24 protein-coding genes are annotated in these 21,015 nt (G+C 58.7%); 8 read left to right on the forward strand and 16 right to left on the reverse strand.

Going from position 1 to position 21,015, the window contains the following annotated elements; translation table 11 throughout:
• On the reverse strand, positions 1-795 hold a 795-nt coding region (locus tag JNM42_RS18710), incomplete at its 3' end, for an ATPase, T2SS/T4P/T4SS family (RefSeq protein WP_294273893.1).
• A gap of 90 nt (positions 796-885) precedes the next feature.
• Here JNM42_RS18710 and JNM42_RS18715 point away from each other — a divergent pair.
• A complete protein-coding gene (locus JNM42_RS18715; RefSeq protein WP_294273896.1) occupies positions 886-1,350 on the forward strand; it encodes a tRNA (cytidine(34)-2'-O)-methyltransferase in 465 nt (154 codons plus the stop codon).
• Between the two features lie 97 nt (positions 1,351-1,447).
• On the opposite strand, the gene JNM42_RS18720 is transcribed toward JNM42_RS18715, so the two are convergent.
• From JNM42_RS18720 to JNM42_RS18745, 6 genes are all read right to left on the reverse strand, one after another.
• A complete protein-coding gene (locus tag JNM42_RS18720) occupies positions 1,448-2,437 on the reverse strand; it encodes an NAD(P)H-dependent glycerol-3-phosphate dehydrogenase (RefSeq protein WP_294273899.1) in 990 nt (329 codons plus the stop codon).
• Positions 2,438-2,439: 2 nt separating this feature from the next.
• On the reverse strand, positions 2,440-2,877 hold the full coding sequence (locus JNM42_RS18725) for an SH3 domain-containing protein (protein WP_294273903.1): 438 nt from the start codon (positions 2,875-2,877) through the stop codon (positions 2,440-2,442).
• Positions 2,878-2,890: 13 nt separating this feature from the next.
• Positions 2,891-3,370 (reverse strand): protein-export chaperone SecB, encoded by a 480-nt coding sequence (gene secB, locus JNM42_RS18730; protein WP_294273906.1) that lies wholly within the window; start codon positions 3,368-3,370, stop codon positions 2,891-2,893.
• 63 nt (positions 3,371-3,433) lie between these two features.
• Positions 3,434-3,709: a glutaredoxin 3 gene (gene grxC, locus JNM42_RS18735; protein WP_294273909.1), complete on the reverse strand. Its 276-nt coding sequence runs from the start codon at positions 3,707-3,709 to the stop codon at positions 3,434-3,436.
• On the reverse strand, positions 3,706-4,125 hold the full coding sequence (locus JNM42_RS18740; RefSeq protein ID WP_294273911.1) for a rhodanese-like domain-containing protein: 420 nt from the start codon (positions 4,123-4,125) through the stop codon (positions 3,706-3,708). The genes grxC and JNM42_RS18740 overlap by 4 nt, the downstream gene beginning before the upstream one ends.
• A gap of 91 nt (positions 4,126-4,216) precedes the next feature.
• Positions 4,217-4,525, reverse strand: coding sequence for a metalloregulator ArsR/SmtB family transcription factor (locus tag JNM42_RS18745; protein WP_294273914.1), 309 nt, complete (start codon positions 4,523-4,525; stop codon positions 4,217-4,219).
• 90 nt (positions 4,526-4,615) lie between these two features.
• Between JNM42_RS18745 and JNM42_RS18750 the strand changes: the two genes are divergently transcribed.
• The 4 genes from JNM42_RS18750 to moeB are packed head-to-tail and all read left to right on the forward strand — an operon-like array spanning position 4,616 to position 8,614.
• Positions 4,616-5,983, forward strand: coding sequence for a peptidoglycan DD-metalloendopeptidase family protein (locus JNM42_RS18750; RefSeq protein ID WP_294273916.1), 1,368 nt, complete (start codon positions 4,616-4,618; stop codon positions 5,981-5,983).
• A gap of 21 nt (positions 5,984-6,004) precedes the next feature.
• Positions 6,005-7,414: a S41 family peptidase gene (locus JNM42_RS18755; protein ID WP_294273920.1), complete on the forward strand. Its 1,410-nt coding sequence runs from the start codon at positions 6,005-6,007 to the stop codon at positions 7,412-7,414.
• Between the two features lie 18 nt (positions 7,415-7,432).
• A complete protein-coding gene (locus JNM42_RS18760) occupies positions 7,433-7,858 on the forward strand; it encodes a hypothetical protein (protein WP_294273923.1) in 426 nt (141 codons plus the stop codon).
• Positions 7,859-7,867: 9 nt separating this feature from the next.
• On the forward strand, positions 7,868-8,614 hold the full coding sequence (gene moeB / locus JNM42_RS18765) for a molybdopterin-synthase adenylyltransferase MoeB (RefSeq protein ID WP_294273926.1): 747 nt from the start codon (positions 7,868-7,870) through the stop codon (positions 8,612-8,614).
• Positions 8,615-8,906: 292 nt separating this feature from the next.
• On the opposite strand, the gene JNM42_RS18770 is transcribed toward moeB, so the two are convergent.
• The 7 genes from JNM42_RS18770 to pmbA all read right to left on the reverse strand — a co-directional run bounded on the left by JNM42_RS18770 (position 8,907) and on the right by pmbA (position 15,115).
• Positions 8,907-9,269 carry an HTH domain-containing protein gene (locus JNM42_RS18770; RefSeq protein WP_294273931.1) on the reverse strand — a complete coding sequence of 121 codons (363 nt, stop codon included), beginning with the start codon at positions 9,267-9,269 and terminating at the stop codon, positions 8,907-8,909.
• A complete protein-coding gene (locus tag JNM42_RS18775) occupies positions 9,266-9,577 on the reverse strand; it encodes a DUF6516 family protein (protein ID WP_294273934.1) in 312 nt (103 codons plus the stop codon). Before JNM42_RS18775 ends, JNM42_RS18770 begins: the two co-directional genes overlap by 4 nt.
• Positions 9,578-9,830: 253 nt before the next feature.
• Entirely contained in the window at positions 9,831-10,919 is a 1,089-nt protein-coding gene (ribD, locus tag JNM42_RS18780; RefSeq protein ID WP_294273938.1) for a bifunctional diaminohydroxyphosphoribosylaminopyrimidine deaminase/5-amino-6-(5-phosphoribosylamino)uracil reductase RibD, read from the reverse strand.
• Positions 10,920-11,055: 136 nt separating this feature from the next.
• Complete coding sequence (nrdR, locus tag JNM42_RS18785) at positions 11,056-11,526, reverse strand: transcriptional regulator NrdR (RefSeq protein ID WP_294273941.1); 471 nt, start codon at positions 11,524-11,526, stop codon at positions 11,056-11,058.
• Between the two features lie 6 nt (positions 11,527-11,532).
• Entirely contained in the window at positions 11,533-12,795 is a 1,263-nt protein-coding gene (glyA, locus tag JNM42_RS18790; RefSeq protein WP_294273944.1) for a serine hydroxymethyltransferase, read from the reverse strand.
• Between the two features lie 218 nt (positions 12,796-13,013).
• Positions 13,014-13,634: a histidine phosphatase family protein gene (locus tag JNM42_RS18795; RefSeq protein WP_294273947.1), complete on the reverse strand. Its 621-nt coding sequence runs from the start codon at positions 13,632-13,634 to the stop codon at positions 13,014-13,016.
• Between the two features lie 107 nt (positions 13,635-13,741).
• Positions 13,742-15,115 carry a metalloprotease PmbA gene (pmbA, locus tag JNM42_RS18800; RefSeq protein ID WP_294273949.1) on the reverse strand — a complete coding sequence of 458 codons (1,374 nt, stop codon included), beginning with the start codon at positions 15,113-15,115 and terminating at the stop codon, positions 13,742-13,744.
• Between the two features lie 273 nt (positions 15,116-15,388).
• Between pmbA and yjgA the strand changes: the two genes are divergently transcribed.
• Complete coding sequence (gene yjgA / locus JNM42_RS18805; protein WP_294273950.1) at positions 15,389-15,922, forward strand: ribosome biogenesis factor YjgA; 534 nt, start codon at positions 15,389-15,391, stop codon at positions 15,920-15,922.
• 58 nt (positions 15,923-15,980) lie between these two features.
• Here the strand turns inward: yjgA and JNM42_RS18810 are convergent, their stop codons facing one another.
• Entirely contained in the window at positions 15,981-17,510 is a 1,530-nt protein-coding gene (locus JNM42_RS18810) for a hypothetical protein (RefSeq protein WP_294273952.1), read from the reverse strand.
• A 199-nt stretch (positions 17,511-17,709) separates the two neighbouring features.
• Here JNM42_RS18810 and JNM42_RS18815 point away from each other — a divergent pair, with 199 nt between their 5' ends.
• Together JNM42_RS18815 and JNM42_RS18820 are read left to right on the forward strand one after the other, a co-directional pair.
• Positions 17,710-18,531: a thymidylate synthase gene (locus JNM42_RS18815; protein ID WP_294273955.1), complete on the forward strand. Its 822-nt coding sequence runs from the start codon at positions 17,710-17,712 to the stop codon at positions 18,529-18,531.
• Between the two features lie 21 nt (positions 18,532-18,552).
• Entirely contained in the window at positions 18,553-19,050 is a 498-nt protein-coding gene (locus tag JNM42_RS18820) for a dihydrofolate reductase (protein ID WP_294273958.1), read from the forward strand.
• Between the two features lie 27 nt (positions 19,051-19,077).
• Here JNM42_RS18820 and JNM42_RS18825 read toward each other — a convergent pair.
• On the reverse strand, positions 19,078-21,015 hold a 1,938-nt coding region (locus JNM42_RS18825), incomplete at its 5' end, for a tetratricopeptide repeat protein (protein WP_294273961.1).

Consider the following 21,015-nt stretch of genomic DNA (forward strand, 5'->3'; position numbering starts at 1 on the left):
CATGTTGTTGCGTACCTTGATCGCGAAACGACCGTCCTGCGGCAAGCGCTTTTCGGAAATATCCAGCCCGGACATCAGTTTCAGGCGCAAGGCCAGCGCCGAAGCGATCTTGGCATCGGCTTCCATCTGCACGTGCAAAACTCCGTCGATGCGAAAGCGGACGCGCAACGAGTGATCCTGAGGCTCGATGTGGATATCCGATGCGCGCGAACGCATGGCTTCTTCGAACACCGTCTGCAGCAGCTTGACGACCGGTGCTTCCTCGGCGCCGGTGGCAGTACCGAGCAAATCGCCAAACTCGACCGGCACATCGCCCAGATCGGCAGTCAGTTCCCTGGCCAGGCCGGAGATTTCTTCGGTGCGCCGATAGACGCGATCAATCAGCGCCAGGAGCTGGCTCTCGGAAACAACCGCCAGCTCGATTTCACGATGCAGCAGACGGAAAATATCGTCATAGGCCTGCAAGTCCGTAGGATCGACGAATCCGATCCGCAGTTTGCCATCCACTTCGTCGAGTACCACCGCACGAAAACGTCTCGCCTGCGCCTCGGGCAGCAGGTTGATCAGCTCCGGCCTTGGCTTGAAGTGTTTGAGATCGACGTAGGGAACCTGCAATTGCCTGGCCAGCGCCTGCGAAATCGCCTCTTCCGTAACAAAGGAACTATCGACGACAATACGACCCAGCTTGCGACCGCTACGCTTTTGCTCGTCGAGTGCGAACTTGAGCTGCTCATCGGTGAGCAGACCTTGTTGAATGAGCAGATCACCGAGGCGAATCTTTTCCGGCCGAGCCATTGCAAGCTCCAGTAACTGTAGAGGTAATTACGCTAATCCACTGATTTTAGCTGATTTTAAAAATAACAAAAGCATTTTTTGGAGCACGCTTTGACTGCTGTTGTTTTGTTCCAACCGGAGATCCCGCCGAACACCGGCAATGTCATCCGTCTATGCGCGAATACCGGCACCGAACTGCACCTGGTAGAACCGCTCGGCTTTCGTTGGGAAGACCGTTCGCTGAAGCGCGCCGGCCTTGATTATCACGAGTTTGCCCGCGTCTTCCGGCACCCGGACTGGGCGGCCTGCAAGGCGGCATTGAGCAGGCGTCGCCGGTTTGCCATCACGACGCACGGTGGGCCGCGTTACGACACACCCGCATTCCGCGTCGACGATGTGTTTGTCTTCGGCAGTGAAACAAGCGGACTGCCGGCACAGGTGATGGCCGAATTCCCGGAAGCGCAGCGCCTGCGCCTGCCAATGCAGCCGGGGCAACGCAGTCTGAATCTTTCAAACGCGGTGGCGGTAACGGTGTTCGAAGCGTGGCGACAAATGGGGTTCGCGCAGGGGGTTTAGAACAAAGTAAACCACGGAGAACACGGAGAAAAGCATTTTGGTTGTTCCGGTTTCTCTCCGTGTTCTCCGTGCTCTCCGTGGTAAATCGCCTTTAACTCTACTGCATTTCAGGCTTCGGATCCCGGTTAAGCAAGGCTTCAACCGCCTCTGCGGCAGGCACATCGTGGTACAGAATCGCATTCACCGCCTGTGTGATCGGCATGTCGATTGCCAGGTGCCCAGCCAGACGCGCCACTTCGCGCGCGGTGCTGACGCCTTCAGCGACGTGTCCAAGATCGGCGAGAATCTGCGGCAGCCGCTTGCCGGCCGCCAGCGCCAGCCCCACCTGCCGGTTGCGCGACAAGTCACCGGTGCAGGTCAGAATGAGGTCGCCCATGCCGGCCAGCCCCATGAAGGTATTCGGGTGACCACCCAGCGCAACGCCAAGGCGGGCGATTTCGGCCAGCCCGCGCGTCATCAGCGCGGCACGCGCGTTGAGACCCAGACCGAGTCCATCGCAGATGCCGGTGGCGATGGCCATCACATTCTTGACGGCACCGCCCACTTCAACGCCAGGCAGGTCGTCATTGGCGTAAATGCGCAAACAATGACTGTGCAGTTCGATCGCCGTCTGCCGGGCAAAAGCAAAATTATTGGCCGCCAGTGTGATCGCCGTCGGCAGCCCCTTGCCTACTTCCTCGGCAAAACTGGGGCCGCTCAGCGCACCACAGAGGGCGTCCTCGCCAAGCTCTTCGGCAACGATCTGATGCGGGAGCTTTGCCGTTTCCGCTTCCATCCCCTTGCACACCCAGATCAGCGGCCGCGCCAAATGGGCTTCATGCAAGCGGCGCAGGGTCGGTCGAAAACCGATCAGCGGGGTAGCCAGTAGCAGCAGGTCGGCGTCGGCCACCGAAACATCAAAAACCGTCCCGATACGTAAGGCCTCGGGCAGGCGATGACCGGGAAAGAAACGCCGGTTCTCACGCTCCGCGAGCATGGTTTGCGTAACGTCTTCCTCACGCGTCCACAACGTAACACGGTGCCGGGCGCTGAAGGCGATGGCCAGCGCCGTTCCCCAGGCACCCGCCGCAATGACCGTGAGATTCACGCTCACAATCCCCAGATTTGATTGGCCCGCACAAAGCCGGACTGGCCGTCGCGATGACGTACCCTGATCCAGCCACCGGGTAACGATTCGAGATACTCGAGCGCGACGTTCCTTTCCGCCTCGAATACCAGCGGTGAACCCTCTTCCGCTTTCTGCCGCACCTCGGCCTGATCGACGGTGACGATGACCGATCTCTTCTCGGACAGAAATTTTTTCTCAATCCAGGCCAGGCCGCCACCGGCGTCGCGCACCTTGGACCAGCCTTCAAGGCTGACCACGACCTCAACCGGTGTGTCGCGCCTGATCACAAAGAGTTTGCTGCCACGCTGGGAAGGCGCATCGTAGAGCACCGCCACGGCATCCACGGTGCGGTATTCGATGGCGATCGCCGGCATCGGGAAAACTGCAGCGGCGAGCAACAGGGGCAGCAGACGCTTCATTGCAGGCACTCGGTTACTGGATTGTGGGCGTACCTTCGGCAACTGATTCGGTCGCCGATGCCGCCGCTTGTTGTTGGGCGCGAGCGGCGTACAGCGCTTCGAAATTGACCGGCTGCAACAGTACCGGCGCGAAGCCGGCGCGAGTAATCGAATCGGAAACCAATTCACGGGCATACGGGAAAAGAATGTTCGGACAGGCAATCGAGAGCAGCGGCTCAAGGTTGTCTTCCGGCACATTCTTGACGCGGAAAATGCCGGCCTGACCGACCTCGACGAGGAAAACGGTTTTTTCGACCAGCTTGGCCGTGACCGTTACCGTCAGTGTCACTTCATAGGCACCGTCGCCCAGGCCCTTCACAGCGGTTTGCAACTGGATGTTGACTTCGGGACTTTCACGCTCCAGAAAGATTTCAGGAGCCGAAGGGACCTCAAGCGAAAGATCCTTGACGTAGAGTTTTTCAATGGCAAATGACGGGGCTTCTTGTTGAGTCATGATGAGTCTCTTGGTTGGAAAAATTAAAATGTTAAATCAATAGTCCGCCGTACGGTCAGCCGGTCACAGCGTATCGCCGGAGAGCATGGGAAGAAGTTTGCCGGCGTGATCGAGAGCGATCAACTCATCACAACCACCGACATGGGTATCGCCAATATAGATTTGTGGAACGGTACGGCGCGCCGTCTTTTCCATCATCTCGACACGACGTTCCGGGTCGAGATCGACACGCACTTTCTCGATCTCGGCGACACCCCGTGCGCGCAACAATTGCTCGGCCCGCACACAGAAGGGGCAGATCGCCGTCGAGTACATCAGCACGCGCGGAACGGCATTCATTTTTTCGACCCTTTCTTGAGCGGCAGGCCGGCTGCGCGCCAGGCATTGATTCCGCCATCAAGATTGTGCACTTTGGTGAAACCGAGCTTGGCCAGTTGCTTGCAGGCGCCTGTTGAACGCGCTCCGGTCTGACAAATCAGGATCAGCGGGGTGTCCTTGAGTTTATCGAGTTCGCCGACACGCTCTTCAAGCCGGCCCGCCGGTATGTGGCGCGATTCCGGCAAATGTCCGGCCACGTACTCGTCATGCTCGCGCACATCGATGATCTGGGCATTCTCGCGATTGATCAACAGGGTAGCCTGGGTCGCCGTCAGCGCGTTGCTGTCGCCAGGTCGGCGGAACGACATGACCGCCAGCATGGTGCCGCTGATCACGGCAATGGCTACCAGATAAATATTTTGCTGAATGAATTCCAAGCCAGGCTCCAGAAACTGCATAGAAACTACAATGAAAGTAAAGGCATGTGCGGGGAAAACCGATCACGGCATGCGGACAAGACCGGCAAAACTAGCCGCCGCAGAAAACCTCGCGCATCATGCCGATCAACTGCAAGGTGCGCGCATCACCCACCCGATAGTAGACGCGGTTGGCTTCCTTGCGCGTAAGCAGCACGCCCTTGTCGCGCAAAATGGCCAGATGCTGGGAGATATTGCTTTGCGAAGTACCGACGGCCTCGACGATTTCCTGGACGCAAGCCTCCTGATCGCCGACCACACAAAGTATCTTGAGACGCAGCGGATGCGAAATTGACTTTAGCGCGCGCGCTGCCTGTTCGATGTGTTCCTGCTTGTCGATGAGACTGACCTGTATTGCCACGATGCCCGATACTCGTTAAGTTCGAGCAATCATTATAGAATAATTAACGATCCGGGGGGCGTCCCCAAGGCAAGACCCCTAGACAGTCGCATGAAGCTCTTCAGCAAAGAACAAATACAAGCCCATCGGAAAGACAGACACAGACCGGATGAAAGGTGTATTGGCCGGTCTGTTTTCTCCCGTCCGGCGCTGCGGCTTCTCCTCGGTCTGACTGGTTCGCTCTGGCTGCTGTCCGCACCGACGCTGGCCCGGGACAAGCAAGGCACCCCGCCAACCAAAGCCGAAGTCGCCGAGAAAAAAGGCGACCTTAAGGAACTGCGCGGACAGATCGAAGCGTTGCGCAAGGGAATGGCCGCCAGCGAAGGCAAGCGCGCCGATGGCGTCGAGCAGTTGAAAGAGGTCGAGCAGGAAATCTCGCACACGCAGCGCGATATGCAGAATCTGTCGGCCCAGCGCGGCAAACTGCAAGCCACGTTGAAGGATCTGGATAATCAGTCGAGAGAACTGGAAAACCGCTTGCACAAGCAGCAGGCACAACTGGAAAAGCTGGTCTATCGGCAATACCTGCAGGGTAACCCCGATGCGCTGCGGCTGTTGCTCAACGGTGACGACCCGAGCCAGATGGCTCGCGATCTGCATTACCTGGCCGCCATCGGCCATGCGCGCAGCCAGCTCCTGCACGAAATCGAAAGTACATTGCAACGCCAGCAGGCGCTTGCCTCGGATACCCGGGAGCGTGCCGAGGAAATGGCCGCCCTCGAATCCAGACAAAAGGAACAACACGGCAAACTTGTTGCCCAGCGCGAGCAGCGCCAGGCGGTGCTGGAGAGGATCTCGGCACAGATTGCGGAGCAGCGGCGTACCATCGGCAATCTGCAGCGCGACGAGAAGCAGCTTTCACAACTGATCGAACGGTTGGCCAGGATCATCGCCACAAAACCCGCCCAGCGTCGTGAAGTAACAGGCAAAACGCCGCCGCAAGCGAGCGAGCGTTCACCTTCGGAACCACCATCAGGCTCGGAGATCAGTAACGAAAGATCCCCGGAAGCAGCGCCCGCCGGAAACTTTACGCGCCTGAAAGGCGAGTTGCACTTGCCGGTGCGAGGCCTTGTCAACAACCGTTTTGGCGGTGCCAGGCAGGAGGGCGGCACCTGGAAGGGTCTGTTTATCCGTGCCAACCCGGGCAGCGAGGTCAAGGCCATTGCCGGTGGACGTGTCGTATTTGCCGAGTGGATGCGCGGTTTCGGCAATCTGATGATCGTCGACCACGGCAGCAGTTATCTGTCGATCTATGGCAACAACGATGCCTTGCTGAAACAGGTCGGCGACACTGTGCGCGGGGGCGATACCATCGCCGCCGTGGGGAACAGCGGTGGAAATCCGGAATCAGGTTTATACTTTGAACTGCGTCATCAGGGGCAGCCGCTCGACCCGCTGAAATGGGTCAATCAGAAATGATATTGTCTTGGAGTCATATAGATGGGTAAGTTGAAACAAACCGGACTGGTTTGCGCCGGATTAATAGGCGGCGTACTGATCAGCCTGCAGTTTTCGGCAATCGCCGAAAAGGAAACGCGCGTCAGCCTCCCGATCGAGGAACTGCGTACCTTTGCCGAGGTATTCAACGCCATCAAACAGGGCTATGTCGAGCCGGTCGACGACAAGAAGCTGATTACCCATGCGATCAGCGGCATGCTCTCCAATCTGGATCCGCATTCGTCCTATCTGGATGCCGACGCCTACAAGGATTTGCAGGTGGGCACCCAGGGCGAGTTTGGCGGACTCGGTATTGAAGTCGGCATGGAAGACGGTCTGGTCAAGGTCGTTTCGCCGATCGAGGACTCGCCTGCCGATCGCGGCGGCGTCAAATCCGGCGACCTGATTTTCAAGATCGACAACACACTGGTCAAGGGTCTGACGCTCTCCGATGCGGTGAAACGCATGCGCGGCAAACCAAAGACCCAGATCAAGCTTTCCATCCTGCGCAAGGGCGAAGACAAGCCGATCGAGATCACGCTGACGCGTGAAATCATCAAGGTGCAAAGTGTCAAATCCAAGCTTGTCGAAGACGGCTACGGCTATCTGCGCGTAACCTCCTTCCAGGAAAACACCGCGGCGGCGCTGGTCAAACACCTGAACGACCTTTATAAACAGGGCCCGCTCAAGGGCCTGGTGCTCGACCTGCGCAACGATCCGGGCGGTCTGCTGAACATGGCCGTTGGCGTATCGGCCGCCTTCCTGCCGCCGAACACGCTGGTCACTTCAACCGATGGCCGCACGCCGGATGCCAAGCACCAGTTCTTCACCTTGCCCGAGGATTACCTGCGCGGCAGCAAGGAAGACTACATCAAGAATCTGCCGGCCGAGATACGCAAGGTACCGATGGTCGTTCTGATCAACGGCGGTTCGGCTTCCGCCTCCGAAATCGTTGCCGGAGCGCTGCAGGATCACAAGCGAGCGGTCGTCATGGGCACCACAAGCTTCGGCAAAGGCTCGGTACAAACAGTACTGCCCCTGCCCGGAAAAACGGCCATCAAGCTGACGACAGCGCGCTACTTCACTCCGTCAGGCCGTTCAATTCAGGCCAAAGGCATCGTTCCCGACATCGTCGTCGAGGAAAGCGCCAACGGCAGCTCATCAACGCGCCTGCGCGAAGCCGACCTCGAAAATCATCTGGAAAACAGCAAGGATAAGGAAAAGGACGCGGCGACACCGGTCAAGCCGCAAAGCAAGGCGCCACCAGCCAAGCCGAAGAACAGTCCGGGCAAGGATGAGGGCGATGAGCCGCTTGAACCGCCGAGCCGCGAGCTGGCCTCGAAGAAGGACTACCAGCTCAACCAGGCGCTCAACCTGCTCAAGGGACTGCAGATCATGCAGAACAAGCCCTAGGCGCCGCGGAAGCGAAACATGAAACGCGCGCAAGCAACGCCGCATAAATCGGCACCGATCCGCAAGGAACGCAATGTTCTGTTTTCCAAGTTTCCTCCCGGACAGGTGCCCGAAGCATCCGACTACCTCAGCAAGCTGGAGCATCTGGAAGTTCAGGCTCACGTCGAACGCCGGTCGGTCGGCGTGGCCTACGATCTGCATGAGCATTCGCTGGAGGAGATCGAAGGAACGCTCGAAGACAAGGGTTACCACCTCGACAACACGCTGATGAGCAAGATGATGCGCGCGCTGATCTACTACGTTGAGGAAACCCAGTTGCACAACCTCGGCGCTCCGCATCGACTACTCAAGAAGTCGCAGCACGAGGCCTACACCCACGCCTGGGAACGCCACCCGCACGGCGACCACGACGACACGCCGCCGGAATGGCGTGAATACAAATAGTTCGACTGCATGAACGACGAGCAGTTGCTGCGCTACAGCCGACACATCCTGCTTGACGAAATCGGTATCGAAGGCCAGACCAGAATAATCGGAGCACATGCACTCATCATCGGTGCCGGTGGACTGGGTTCGCCCGCCGCGCTCTATCTCGCTTCTGCCGGCATTGGCCGCATCACGCTGGCCGATGGCGACACCGTTGACCTGACCAATCTGCAACGCCAGATTCTGCACACGCAGGCGCGCATCGGCCAGTCGAAGGCCGTCTCCGGACAAACCGCGCTGACCCGGATCAATCCGCAAGTCGTGGTCGAAGCGATTGGCGAACGCCTTGACGGAGAACGGCTGGAAGCAAGGGTTGCCGATGCCGATGTCGTAATCGACTGTTGCGACAACTTCGCCACCCGTTACGCCGTCAATCGCGCCTGCGTCAGACAGCGCACGCCGCTGGTTTCAGGAGCGGCGATCCGTTTCAGCGGGCAACTCTCGGTATTCGACTCGCGGTGCGAAAACTCGCCCTGTTACCACTGCCTGTTTCCCGAAGGCGACGATGCCGAGGAAACGCGCTGCGCGGTGATGGGTATCTTCGCCCCGCTCACCGGCATCATCGGTGCCATGCAGGCGGCCGAAGCGCTGAAAATAATCAGCGGCGCCGGTCAGGTGGCGATTGGCCGCCTGCTGCTGCTCGACGGCCTGACCATGGAATGGCGCAGCGTGAAATTAGGCAAGGATCCGCAGTGCGCCGTCTGTGGCAGCTAGCGGCTAAGCAGCAAGTAGTGCCCGGAAATCCACCGCAAACCAGGCACTCATAACAAGCAAAACCCGCCACTCAAGAGTTTTTTCAGGATTTGCGACAATCCGCTATCGACCCCAAAGCTGACGGTCAAGTCAACAATCAGCCAATGGCCGGTGACTACAGAAAGCCGACTCAGGGCCAATCGCTCTAATTGGCGGCGTACGACTTGCCCATGAGGACATTGAACCTAACACTGAGGTAAATCATCAGAACCCGCAGTGTCCAGATCTACTGGACCGGCATCCATCATTCTGATTATATTGCCAGCAGCACCTGCTCTGCGATCGCACGGACTTGTTTTTTACGACCATGCCCAGATAACGGCATATCTTGCACTTCGATGAGCCCCGCTTTTTCCAGGTCATCAATATCTCTTTTTACCGCGCTGCGATCACGATGCAATCGCTCTGCAAGCTCAGTGATCGAGCCTGCACTCTGACGTACCTCTCTGAAAAGCGATAATTTTGCGGTCGTGATCAGGCGAGCCATATCTTCCGGATCTTCAAACGAAATTATGTGCTCTCGTGAAATAGTCTTGCCCTGATCAGCAAGTTTGGCGACGAGTTTTCCACGCTTGAAAAAGTCTGCCGGACCCTCTACCTTGATCACAGTTCTCATTTATTGCTCTTTCTGCTGAATACCAACCAGTCTGCTTCAAAACGGTCTTCAATATCCTCAAAACTCAGGAATTCCACAGCATCCGCCTTGCCCATGTAATGACGGTGATGAACTCCGTGAGCATTGTCATATCCAACCACGCGACCGTTGTCGCCCTGAAAAATGTCATGGTTGATATATGCCAAGTTATAACGGACTACCTTACCCTTGCCGTCCACCCAAACTTCTCGCCGAAGGATCCCATTCCCGCGTTTTTTTGCTAACCGTGTTGAGACATCCAGAGCTTTTTGGGACTTTTTATCAGCCATGACCAATCATATCATCCCTGCGGGTGAGCTTCAAGACTACATTCCTCGTAGAGATTCTGACCTAACGATTCAAGATGAATGGCTGCAAGGCTTCCAACAGCGGCCATCCAAAACCTTCAAATGCCGAAGCACCGAGCGTCTCATCATGGCCACCAGCGGCCATTCGGCTGCCAGTCGAAGCCAATCTTTACATTCAAGCGTTTCAATTGGATTTGCCGAATAGTTTTGACTCGATAAACATGGTCGCGCTGCATCACGGCAGACAACGCGCCAGAACTCGCAGGTCAGCACCGAGCATGCGCATATCGCGAACGGCCAGTCGGCGTTTGCCTTCCAGCGACTCAAGCGCCGGCAGATCAAAAAGGCCGCGTGCCGCATCACCGATCAGGCAGGGGGCGAGATAGAGCAGCAATTCATCGACCAGACCGGCAGCAAGCAATGCGCCGTTGAGGCTGAAGCCGGCCTCGACGTGCAGCTCGTTGATGCCACGCAGCGCGAGCTCTTCCATCAGCGCCGGCAGGTCGACCTTGCCGTCGGCATTGGGCAGGCACACGATTTCGGCGCCCCGCTCGCGCAGTGCGGCGGATTTTTCGCACTCTTCGCTGGCAGTCGCCAGCAGCACCCCGCCGCCGTTCAGTACCCTGGCTTCCAGCGGCAATTCTAGGCGGCTGTCGACTACCATTTTCAGGGGCTGGCGCGAGGTGTCCACGTCTCTTACGTTGAGTTGCGGATCGTCTTCGCGCACGGTGCCGATCCCGCTCAGGATGGCGCAGGCCCGCGCCCGCCAGCGATGCCCGTCGTGCCGGGCTGCGGCGCCGGTAATCCATTGACTGACGCCGTTGGTCAGCGCCGTTTTCCCGTCCAGACTGGCGGCCAGCTTCATGCGCAGCCAGGGCCGGCCGCGCGTCATGCGCGAGACGAAACCGATGTTGAGTTCGCGAGCTTCAGCTTCCATCAAACCGCATTCGACGACAATGCCCGCCGCTGCCAACTGTGACAATCCGCTCCCGGCCACCTGCGGATTCGGATCCTGCATGGCGGCGACGACGCGTGAGACTCCGGCGGCGATCAGCGCTTCGGCACACGGCGGCGTGCGGCCATGGTGACTGCAAGGTTCGAGGGTAATGTATGCGGTGGCGCCGCGTGCCTGACTGCCGGCCGCTTGCAGGGCATGAATTTCAGCGTGGGCCTCACCGGCGCGGCGGTGCCAGCCTTCGCCGACAATCACGCCGGCTTTGACGATGAGGCAAGCGACGCGCGGATTCGGCGTGGTCGAATAGAGGCCGAGTTCGGCCAGACGCAGCGCCCGCCCCATGAACCCGTGATCGGCGGCGCTGAACATGTGTGGGTTAACCCAAGTTCATCACCACCAAGTCACCAAAAACACAAAGTTTCACCAAGAAAAGCCTTGGCCTTTCTTGGTGCATCCTGGTGCTCTTGGTGACTTGGCGGTAAAGCATTTGAACTTTGCCCAACGTCTAACGGCTGCGCCGCTGGGCCGGGCGAGACACTTCACGAACCAGCTCGGAAAACTCATCGACATCCTCAAAGTTCCGATAGACGGAAGCAAAGCGGACATAAGCCACCTTGTCGAGTTTCTTCAACTCGCGCATGACCATCTCGCCGACCTTTTCGGAGGGGATTTCGCGTTCGCCCAGCGTCAGCAGCTTTTCTTCAATGCGCGTTATCGCCGCATCGACGGCCTCGACTGTCACCGGCCGCTTGCGCAGCGACAGCCACAGACTGGCCGCCAGTTTCTCGCGTTCGAAATCGACGCGCGAGCCGTTTTTCTTGACCACCTGCGGCAGACGGATTTCCGCCCGTTCGTAGGTTGAAAAACGCTTGTCGCAGGTCAGGCAGCGACGCCGGCGACGAACGATGTCGCCCTCGTCGTTGATCCGCGTATCGGCGACGGTGGTGTCAGCCGCGCCGCAGAACGGGCATTTCATGGCCGCTCAGGCGCAGTAGACCGGGTACTTTTTGCACAGCACGGAAACCTCTTTGCGCACACGCGCCAGCACGGCCTCGTCGTTCGGCGCATCGAGCACGTCGGCGATCAGGTGCGCGACCTCTTCGGCCTCGATCTCGGTAAAACCGCGCGTGGTCATGGCTGGAGATCCGATGCGGATGCCGGAGGTAACCATCGGCTTCTGCGGGTCGTTCGGAATGCCGTTCTTGTTGACCGTGATGTGCGCCTTGCCAAGTACGGCCTCGGCTTCCTTGCCGGTAATATTCTTGGGGCGCAGATCGACCAGGAAGACATGCGATTCGGTACGTCCTGAAACGATGCGCAGGCCACGCTCTTCTGCCAGCACACGCGACAGCACGCGGGCATTGGCCAGTACCTGTTCCTGATAGGCGCGGAACTCCGGCGTCAGCGCCTCCTTGAAGGCCACCGCCTTGGCGGCAATCACGTGCATCAGCGGGCCGCCCTGTATGCCGGGGAAGATCGCCGAGTTAATCGCCTTCTCGTGCTCGGCCTTCATCAGGATGATACCGCCGCGCGGGCCGCGCAGCGTCTTGTGCGTCGTTGAAGTGATCACGTCGGCGTGGGGCAAGGGGCTGGGATAGCAGCCCGCCGCAATCAGCCCGGCATAGTGCGCCATGTCCACCAGGAAAATCGCGCCGATTTCTCTGGCCACTTTGGCAAAACGTTCGAAGTCGATACGCAAGGAGTAGGCCGAAGCGCCGGCGATGATGATCTTCGGCTGGTGCTCGCGGGCCAGCTCTTCCATCTTCTCGTAGTCGATCGCTTCGTTGGCATCAAGGCCGTAGGCAACGACCTTGAACCACTTGCCCGACATGTTGAGCGGCATGCCGTGCGTCAGGTGGCCGCCTTCGGCCAGGCTCATTCCCATGATCGTGTCGCCCGGTTTGGCGAAGGCCATCAGCACCGCCTGATTGGCCTGCGAGCCTGAATTCGGCTGCACGTTGGCTGCGTAGTGGTGTTCGTTGGCGCCGAACAGTTTCTTCAGGCGATCGATGGCAATCAGCTCGGCGACGTCGACGTACTCGCAGCCGCCGTAGTAGCGCTTGCCCGGATAGCCTTCGGCGTACTTGTTGGTCAACTGCGAGCCCTGCGCTTCCATGACCGCCCTGCTGACATAATTTTCGGAAGCGATCAGCTCGATATGCTCTTCCTGGCGGCGATTCTCGTTTTCAATCGATTTCCAGAGTTCGGGATCAACTTTTGCCAGGGTGTCTTTCGCGGAAAACATCGTATGCCTCACAAGCCATTGAAAAGAGGTCGATTGTAACACGCAGGTCAGGGGCGGGAGCAGGCCAGAGGCTTCAAGGTAGGTCAAAGACCAGAGTTTCAGCACCAAGACACGCCGGTTCAAAGCCGGCAAAGAACGGCGAAAATCAAGGGAGGTTGCCCGGGTTTCCTTGCGTACTGTACGAGTTTGCGCCAGGAGTGTGCCTTGTTCAACCCAAGCTATTCGAGATGCGCCGTCTCCCCCCAGCTCTCGATCACCCACTGCTCGCCGCTGATCGCCACCCAGTTGATTCCGGTGTTCGGGATCGGGTAATCACGCGGGGCATCGGAGGGCAAGCCAAGCACACGGCGATAGATGACGTCGAGGACACCACCGTGGGTGACGACGACGATGGTCTGCCCTGGGTGATTGCCGACCAGACTGCCAATGCAGTCGAGGATACGTTTCTCGTGCTGGCGACGGCTTTCGCCCCCTCCGGGTGCGGCGTAGTCCGGATCGCGACTCTCGATCGCACGTGCATCGTCTTCATTGCTGGCGGCTATTTCCTCGAAAGTCATACCCTCGCAGCGGCCAAAGTTGCGCTCGCGGAGGGCCGGCAGAAGAATCATCGGCAGGTGCAGTGCCTGTGCAATAGGCTGCGCCGTTTGCCGGGCGCGCAACAGATCGCTGCAGTACAGCGCGACCGCCGGCAACCCTGCAAAATGCGGACCGGCGGCTATCGCCTGAGCTTCTCCGTTGGCGTTGAGGGCAAGGTCGATATGCCCCTGCATGCGCTGCTCGATATTCCAGTCCGTCTCACCGTGGCGGACAAAGCAGATTCGTGTTGTTTCGCTCATCATCAATTCGGGTTAGCCATAAAAAAAAGCATCAACCTAAGGCCTGGCAGCCATTCCAGATTCATCCAGGCGGTTACCCGGCAATCTTGAATGAACTGCGCGTGCGCAGATTAGCTCCCGGCCACTTTCATCTGTTCGACAAGGATTGAACCGACCTGCTTCGAACCACGCACCAGCACGTCGTTACCGACCTCTGCCACATGGCGGAACATGTCGCGCAGATTCCCTGCGATCGTCACTTCTTCAACCGCGTGCACGATTTCGCCGCCCTCGACCCAGTAACCGGCCGCGCCGCGTGAATAATCGCCATTCACGTAATTGACGCCCTGGCCAAGCAACTCGGTGACCAGCAGACCACGCCCCATCTTCTTGATCAGGCCACGAAAATCGAATTTCCCTGGATGCACGATCAGGTTGTGGCAGCCTCCGGCATTGCCGGTCGTCTGCAAGCCCAGTTTGCGCGCCGTGTAGGCACTCAGGAAGTAGCCCTGTACGACGCCGTCGACAATAACCTCACGGTCATGCGTGGCGACACCGTCGCTATCGAAAACACTGCTCGCCAGACCGCCGCGCAGATGCGGACGTTCGCTGATCTGCACCTTCTCTGAAAAGATGCGCTGGCCAAGACTATCAACAAGAAAGGAGGTCTTGCGGTACAGGCTGCCGCCACTGACTGCATGGACGAAGCTGCCGATCAACGCGGCAGCGAGCGGCGCTTCAAACAGCACCGGCACCTTGCAGGTCCTGATCTTGCGCGCACCGAGTCGGGCCAGCGCCCGGCGCGCGGCAAAATCGCCAATCGCCTCGGGCGAAGCCATGCTGCGCGCATCGCGCGAGGTGGAATACCAGTCGTCGCGCTGCATTTTCTCATCCTTGCCGGCGATGACCGAGCAGGAGAGGTAATGCCGCGAGCTCGGGTAGCCGCCCACAAAGCCGAGACTGTTGGCCGAAACAAATTGGCCTTCCTGAATCGAGACCGTCGCACCTTCCGAATTGCTGATCTGCGGACTGACAGCAAAAGCAGCATGTTCACAACGCTGTGCAAGTTCAATGGCGCCATCGACCGGAAGCAGCCACGGATGGTAAAGATCGAGATCGACAAAAGCTTGTTGGCGGGTAGCCAGCAGCGCTGCGTCCGGCAAACCGGCGCAGGGATCGGCGGCGGTGAAGCGGGCGATATTGAGCGCCGCCTCAACGGTTTCGCGCAATGCTTCAGGCAAAAAGTCGGAGGTGCTGGCGTGCCCTTTATGCTGTCCAAGATAGATCGTGACCCCGATCCCCTTGTCGCGGCTGTATTCAATGGTTTCGACTTTGCCGCAACGAACACTGACGGTTTGACCAAAGCCTTCCGAGACATCAACCTCGCAATCGCTGGCACCCAAGGCTCTGGCATGCGCCAGAACGTCGTTCGCGAAGTCCTGCAGGGTCTCCAGCGGATGGCTGAAACGTGACTCGGGTACTGCGGAAACAGGGGTAAGCGACATGGGATGGCGATGCTGGCGATGAAAGCCGCTATCATAGCAGTTCCCTGCCGGCTATCTGCTCCGGCATGACCTGAAACACAAGGCAATTGAATCAAACTGAAACACCCACCGCGAAGAACGCATACATTTCGCAAAGAAAGTCATAATCGACGGATACATATTGGCATTCTTCGCCTCACTTTGCGTTTCCTTTGCTCCTTTGCGGCTCGGCGGTTGACTTTGAAGTTTGGTGCGATTGACGTGCCTGACAGCCTGCACCTTAATAGAAAACCGATGGACACCAACGAACAACCCACACCGCTTTCAAAGACCCGACGCAAGCAGCAGATGGAAGAACTGCAGGCGCTCGGCGAAGATCTCGTCGAGCTATCCACCGAGCGTATCAAGAAAATTGACATCCCCGAGGATCTGCGCTCGGCGGTAAGTGAAGCTCGGCGAATGACGCGGCACGACGAAGCGAAGCGTCGGCAGATGCAATACATCGGCAAAATCATGCGCAACGTCGATGTCGAACCGATTCGCGCCGCGCTGGCCCTGGTGCGCGGCGAATCGGCGAGCGAAACGGCCAGACTGCATCGCCTTGAGCGACTGCGCACTGAGTTGCTGGCCGACGAAACAGTATTGCAGGTGATTGCCACAGACTACCCGGCGGTTGATCTGCAACACCTGCGCTCTCTGCGCAGGGCCGCGCTCAAGGAGCAGGAGCAGAACAAGGCACCACGCAGTTACCGGGCAATTTACCAGCTACTCAAGGACCTGGAGCTGGAAAAACGCCAGGAATTCGAGGACACCGAAAACGAGGAATAGACTGGCCTTACCATCCAGCCCCACCAACGGGCAGGCCATCGGTCCGGGTTGCCGAGAATTACTCCGAAATGTGTTCGCGATAGCGGCCGATCTCGAAATGGCTGCCGACTTCTTCAAGCTCGACCGGCGTCAGCAGATAACGCCGGCCGTCGTGCGCAAACTCCATGTTCTCGCGCAAATCGAAACTCGAATTCGGCAACACCACCCGTGCCTCGCCTGGCGCATTGCCCTCGCGTAGCCAGATTCCGGGAATGGCGCCGGTGGCCGAAAAACCCGATGTCCGTGGTCGCAGCTCGACGCTCTGCGCTTGTCTGGACAGCGCCTGGATACCGACCCTGGCATGTGCGTCAGAATCCTTGTTGTATCGCCTGACCACCCCCAGCACCCAGTTTTCACCACCCTCGGGCTGCATGCTGAGCAAGGTGCCAATCTTGAGCCAGTCGCCACATAGATCGTCGATGCCTGCTCCAAAGCCGCCGAGACTGACATTCTCGACGACCCAGCTCTTGGCCGTATGTTCCTTGCCCAGACGCGCCACATCACCGGCAAATACTGTAAAACTGTCATCAAAGCCCTGCAGCACTGCAATCCGCGTTTTTACGGCATGACGCGTGTGCTCGCGTTGCGGCGGCTCGGTCGCCCAGTACAAGGCCAGATGACGCAGCACAGGCAGCAACACCTTGGCCAGGTATTCCCCTCCGAGATTCAGATCAGCAGGAACTCCACCGCGTTCAACATTCCGCATCAACTCGTTCAAGGCCTGCGGTGCACTTCCCGGCGAGAAAAATCGCAGGGACGGCAAACGCTGATCGGGCCGTCGCGCCAGCCGGGTTGGTGGCAAACCATTTGCGGCGTCGACCCAATACACGCTGTCAGGCAAACAATTGTTCGAAAAAACAAAACCTGGCTGGAAGTAGGCGATCAATCGGTCAGCCAGATCGATTTCCAGCGGCATCAGGCTATCCATTGATGACGAATAGAAAATCAGTGCCTGGAAGTATTGCTGAGCCACGCTGGTCAAGCCGGCTTGAGATGGGTAGAGTTGCACCGGCTTCTGCGAGTAACCCGCCGCTTCAGCGACCAGATAGGGCTGTCCGAGACCGCGCCACAGGTCCTCGCCGATCGGCCCATAACGATATTCAACCCATTTCAACTGGGCGGCACGCGCCGCCATCAGACGCGTTGCGGCCAGCGGCAGCGACGCTTTGAGCGCCTCGCTGCCCTTGTCTTTTGGATTCAGCCGCACACGCTCAATGCAGCGCGCATAGAGACTGGAGACTTCGCCCCAGTAGTTGTAGCACATGGTCCAATAACGGCGCTCTTCACTCTTCGTCAGCCGCGGCGAATGCAGGTAGTCTCGTGACTGGCGACGTATGTGGGGCTGCGCCGCCTCGTCGAGCTGTCGCACCACATCAAAATAATGGTCGACCCGGAAATCATCTGCCAGCTGCAGGGACTGGAACCAGCCATACACCTCTTCAAGCGCCTTGAAAGAATTATCCAGCGGCAATTCGGCAAGAATCCGCTTGAACTCCTTGGCATCACCCAGCGGATGATCCGGGCGTGACGAAAAAAGGTTCAGCATCATGGCGACCAGTCCTTTATCCCAAACAGGGGGAAAGATGAATGAATAGTTCGATTGTATAAGGCGACGGCCAAAAGCTGCAAGCCAGAGAATGATACCGCTGGTGAGTTGATGGTATCCGCCAGTCGGCATATGAAAAATCGGACAGGGACAGAAGCCGATCCATTACAATTCGGGGCATTGCAAACCTACCCGCCAACGCATGAAGCCGTATCTTGACCTGATGCGCCATGTCCTCGAACATGGCACCCCAAAGGCAGACCGTACAGGCACAGGTACCCGCTCGGTATTTGGCTGGCAAATGCGCTTCGACCTCAGTGCCGGCTTTCCGATGCTGACGACCAAGAAGCTGCACCTGCGCTCGATCATCCACGAGTTGCTGTGGTTCCTGCAGGGCGACACCAACATCCGCTACCTCAAGGAAAATGGCGTCCGCATCTGGGACGAGTGGGCTGACGGGAACGGCGATCTCGGACCGGTCTACGGCCACCAGTGGCGGCACTGGAAAACACCGGACGGACGCGAGATCGACCAGATCGTCCAGCTCGTTGACGGTCTGAAGAACAATCCGGACTCGCGCCGGCACCTGGTGAGCGCGTGGAATCCCGGCGATGTCGAGCGAATGGCGCTGCCACCCTGCCATTGCCTGTTCCAGCTCTATGTTGCCCCCGCCGCACCCGGCGACGCCGATCAGCGCCCGAAACTGTCCTGCCAGCTTTACCAGCGCAGTGCCGACATTTTCCTTGGCGTCCCCTTCAACATCGCCTCCTATGCACTGCTCACGCTGATGCTGGCGCAGGTCTGCGATTATCGTCCCGGCGATTTCGTGCATACCTTTGGCGATGCGCATCTCTACAGCAATCATTTTGACCAGGTGCGCCTGCAACTGGCCCGCGACGTCCGGCCACTTCCCACCATGCGCCTGAATCCCGAGGTCAGGGACCTCTTCGCCTTCCGCTTCGAGGACTTCACGCTTGAGGGTTACGATCCGCACCCGCACATCGCGGCACCGGTTGCGGTTTAGACGAAAAGCGGCTCTGCAACCATGATTTCACTGATTGCTGCCGTCGCCAGCAACCGCGCCATCGGCAAGAACAACGAACTGCTCTGGCACCTGCCGGAAGACATGCGGCACTTCCGCGAAACGACGCGCGGCAAGCCGGTCATCATGGGACGAAAAACCTGGGAGTCGCTGCCCGATGCCTTTCGCCCGCTGCCCGGAAGGCAGAACATCGTGGTCAGCCGCAATCCGGCCTATCAAGCGCCCGGTGCGACGCTCGCCGGCTCGCTCGAAGAGGCACTGCGTAAGGCAGAACTGTCCGACAAGGTCGATCAAGCGTTCGTCATCGGTGGCGCCGAACTCTATCGACAGGCGCTGCCCTTGGCCAGCCGGCTCTATCTGACGGAGATCGCGGAAAGCATCGAGGGTGATGTGTTTTTTCCTGAAGTCCTGCCACAGGAGTGGGAAGAAGTATCGCGCCAGGCGCAGCAGGGTACGTCCGGACTGAGGTTTTCGTTCGTCGTCTATCAGCGCCGCGCATGATCTGCTGCTGGAAAAGCCTGGACTGTTTCACGCCTCCAGCGGCGGCACGTCGAAGTCGGCCGGCGGCAGGCCCGACGCATACCGCTCCCACATGGTTTCATAGGCACGTTCGATTTCCCGCACCCGGCGCTCACTGCAGAAGAGGTTGGAGCCCTTCCGGCGCAAAGCGATGTGGCGAACCTGAGCGCGATACTCAGCGTCGCTAGCCAGGCGAACGGCAATGGCCACGTACTCATCGGCGCTGTCGGCGACAAGCATCTCCAGACCATGAGCACGCAATAGACTTCCGCCCACTCGGGCAACGACACTCTCGCCCGGCCAGGAGACTACAGGCAAGCCGCAGGCCAAGGCTTCGATCGCCGTCGTATGGGCATTGCACAGGCGGGTATCAAGGAAGACGTCGGCGGCGGAAAAACGGGCCAAGTGTTCGGCGTGCGGAACCTTGCCTGAAAAATGAAGACGTTCGGCATCCATGCCATAACTTAGCGCCTCGCATCTAAGGCTGTCGATGCAGGAGTGCGTTTCCGCGTAGAGCCACAATACCGCATCCGGAACAGCCTGCAGGATTCTCATCCACAACTGGAAATCCTCCGGGCTAATTTTCCACGGAGCATTCAGACAGCAGAAGACAAACTTTGTCGCCGGCAGCCCGAGAGACTCACGGTCGGGTGCAGTGCTGGCATCGAATACAAAGCTGTCATCGCACAAGTACAGCGTATTGGGCAAGTAAGCCACACTTTCCGACCACCATTGACGCTCGCTAGCGCTGAGTACCGTTCGGTCAAGCACAGCATAGTCTATCCAGGGGGCACCGAGCGTTGCAAGGTAAGCCAGATAAGTCACTTGCACTGGTGCTGGCCGCAACGAGAATACTGACGTTCGCGCATGCAGGGTATAGCCTTGCAAATCGATCAGCAGGTCGATTCGGTCATAGGCAATGCGCTGGGCGAGGGAGGGCGTATCGTAGCCGGAGACGTCGAGAAACACATCGGCGTCATGCCTGAATCGCTGCCGATAGGCACTGTCCTCATTGGGCCCCGTCGAATAGGCAAATACCTCGAATCGCGCGCGATCATGCAGCTCAAACAGCCGGCCAATCAGGTAGGCAGTCGGATGCTGGCGAAAATCGCCACTCACATAACCGATCCGAAGCCGCGCGTTGCGAGAACGTGTCGGGCGAACCAGGCGACATGGCGCGCACTCGCCAACGATACGTCTGGCTACCTGCGACGCCGCCCGCAGGCGATACTCCCCCGCGACTGGAAGCCCGATTCCCAGGAAAGGCAGATCAGGATTGTCCAATGGGCGGCAGCCATCACCGTCAATAACTCGTTTGAAGAGTTGCACGAACTCGTCCCGGAGACGCCACTTGCAAGCCCGATAGTCGGCATACGCGGCAATCAGCGCGATACGTCCAGGCTCGAGTTCAGGATAGGCGGCGAAGGCATCCGTAGTCAGTGGGCTGCGAAACGCTTGCAGCGCCTCTGGGTAATGCTTTTGCAGGTGTTGAAAACGGGCTGATGATTCGCCCAGCCGCCCAAGCGCTGCAAGCGAAACTGCCAGGGCTACAGCAGCTTTCGTCATCCTGGCATCGAGTGTCAAAGCATGTTCGTAGGCCGCATGGGCCTTCCGGTGATCACTGGCACTTGTGTAGGCCTCCCCGAGGTTGAACCACAGATCGGCCTGCGCGGGATTGCTATCCAGCGCCAACCGGCCAGCGACAATGGCCTCTTCAATGCGGCCGAGGTGCAGCAGGCAGGTAATGCGGTTCAGGCCCGCCCCGAAGTGCTGTGGGTCATTCGCCAGCACCTTGTCGTAGGCATGCAGCGCCGGTTCGTGAAGGCCAAGCGCCGAGAGAACCACGGCCACGTTAAAAAAACTTTCAACATTCTCGGTATCCATTTGCAAAGCGACGTTACAGGCCAACAACGCCGCTTGCGGACGATTGAGGGCAAGACGCAGCGC

This window comes from Propionivibrio sp. (genome assembly GCF_016790145.1).
Classification (GTDB): domain Bacteria; phylum Pseudomonadota; class Gammaproteobacteria; order Burkholderiales; family Rhodocyclaceae; genus Propionivibrio.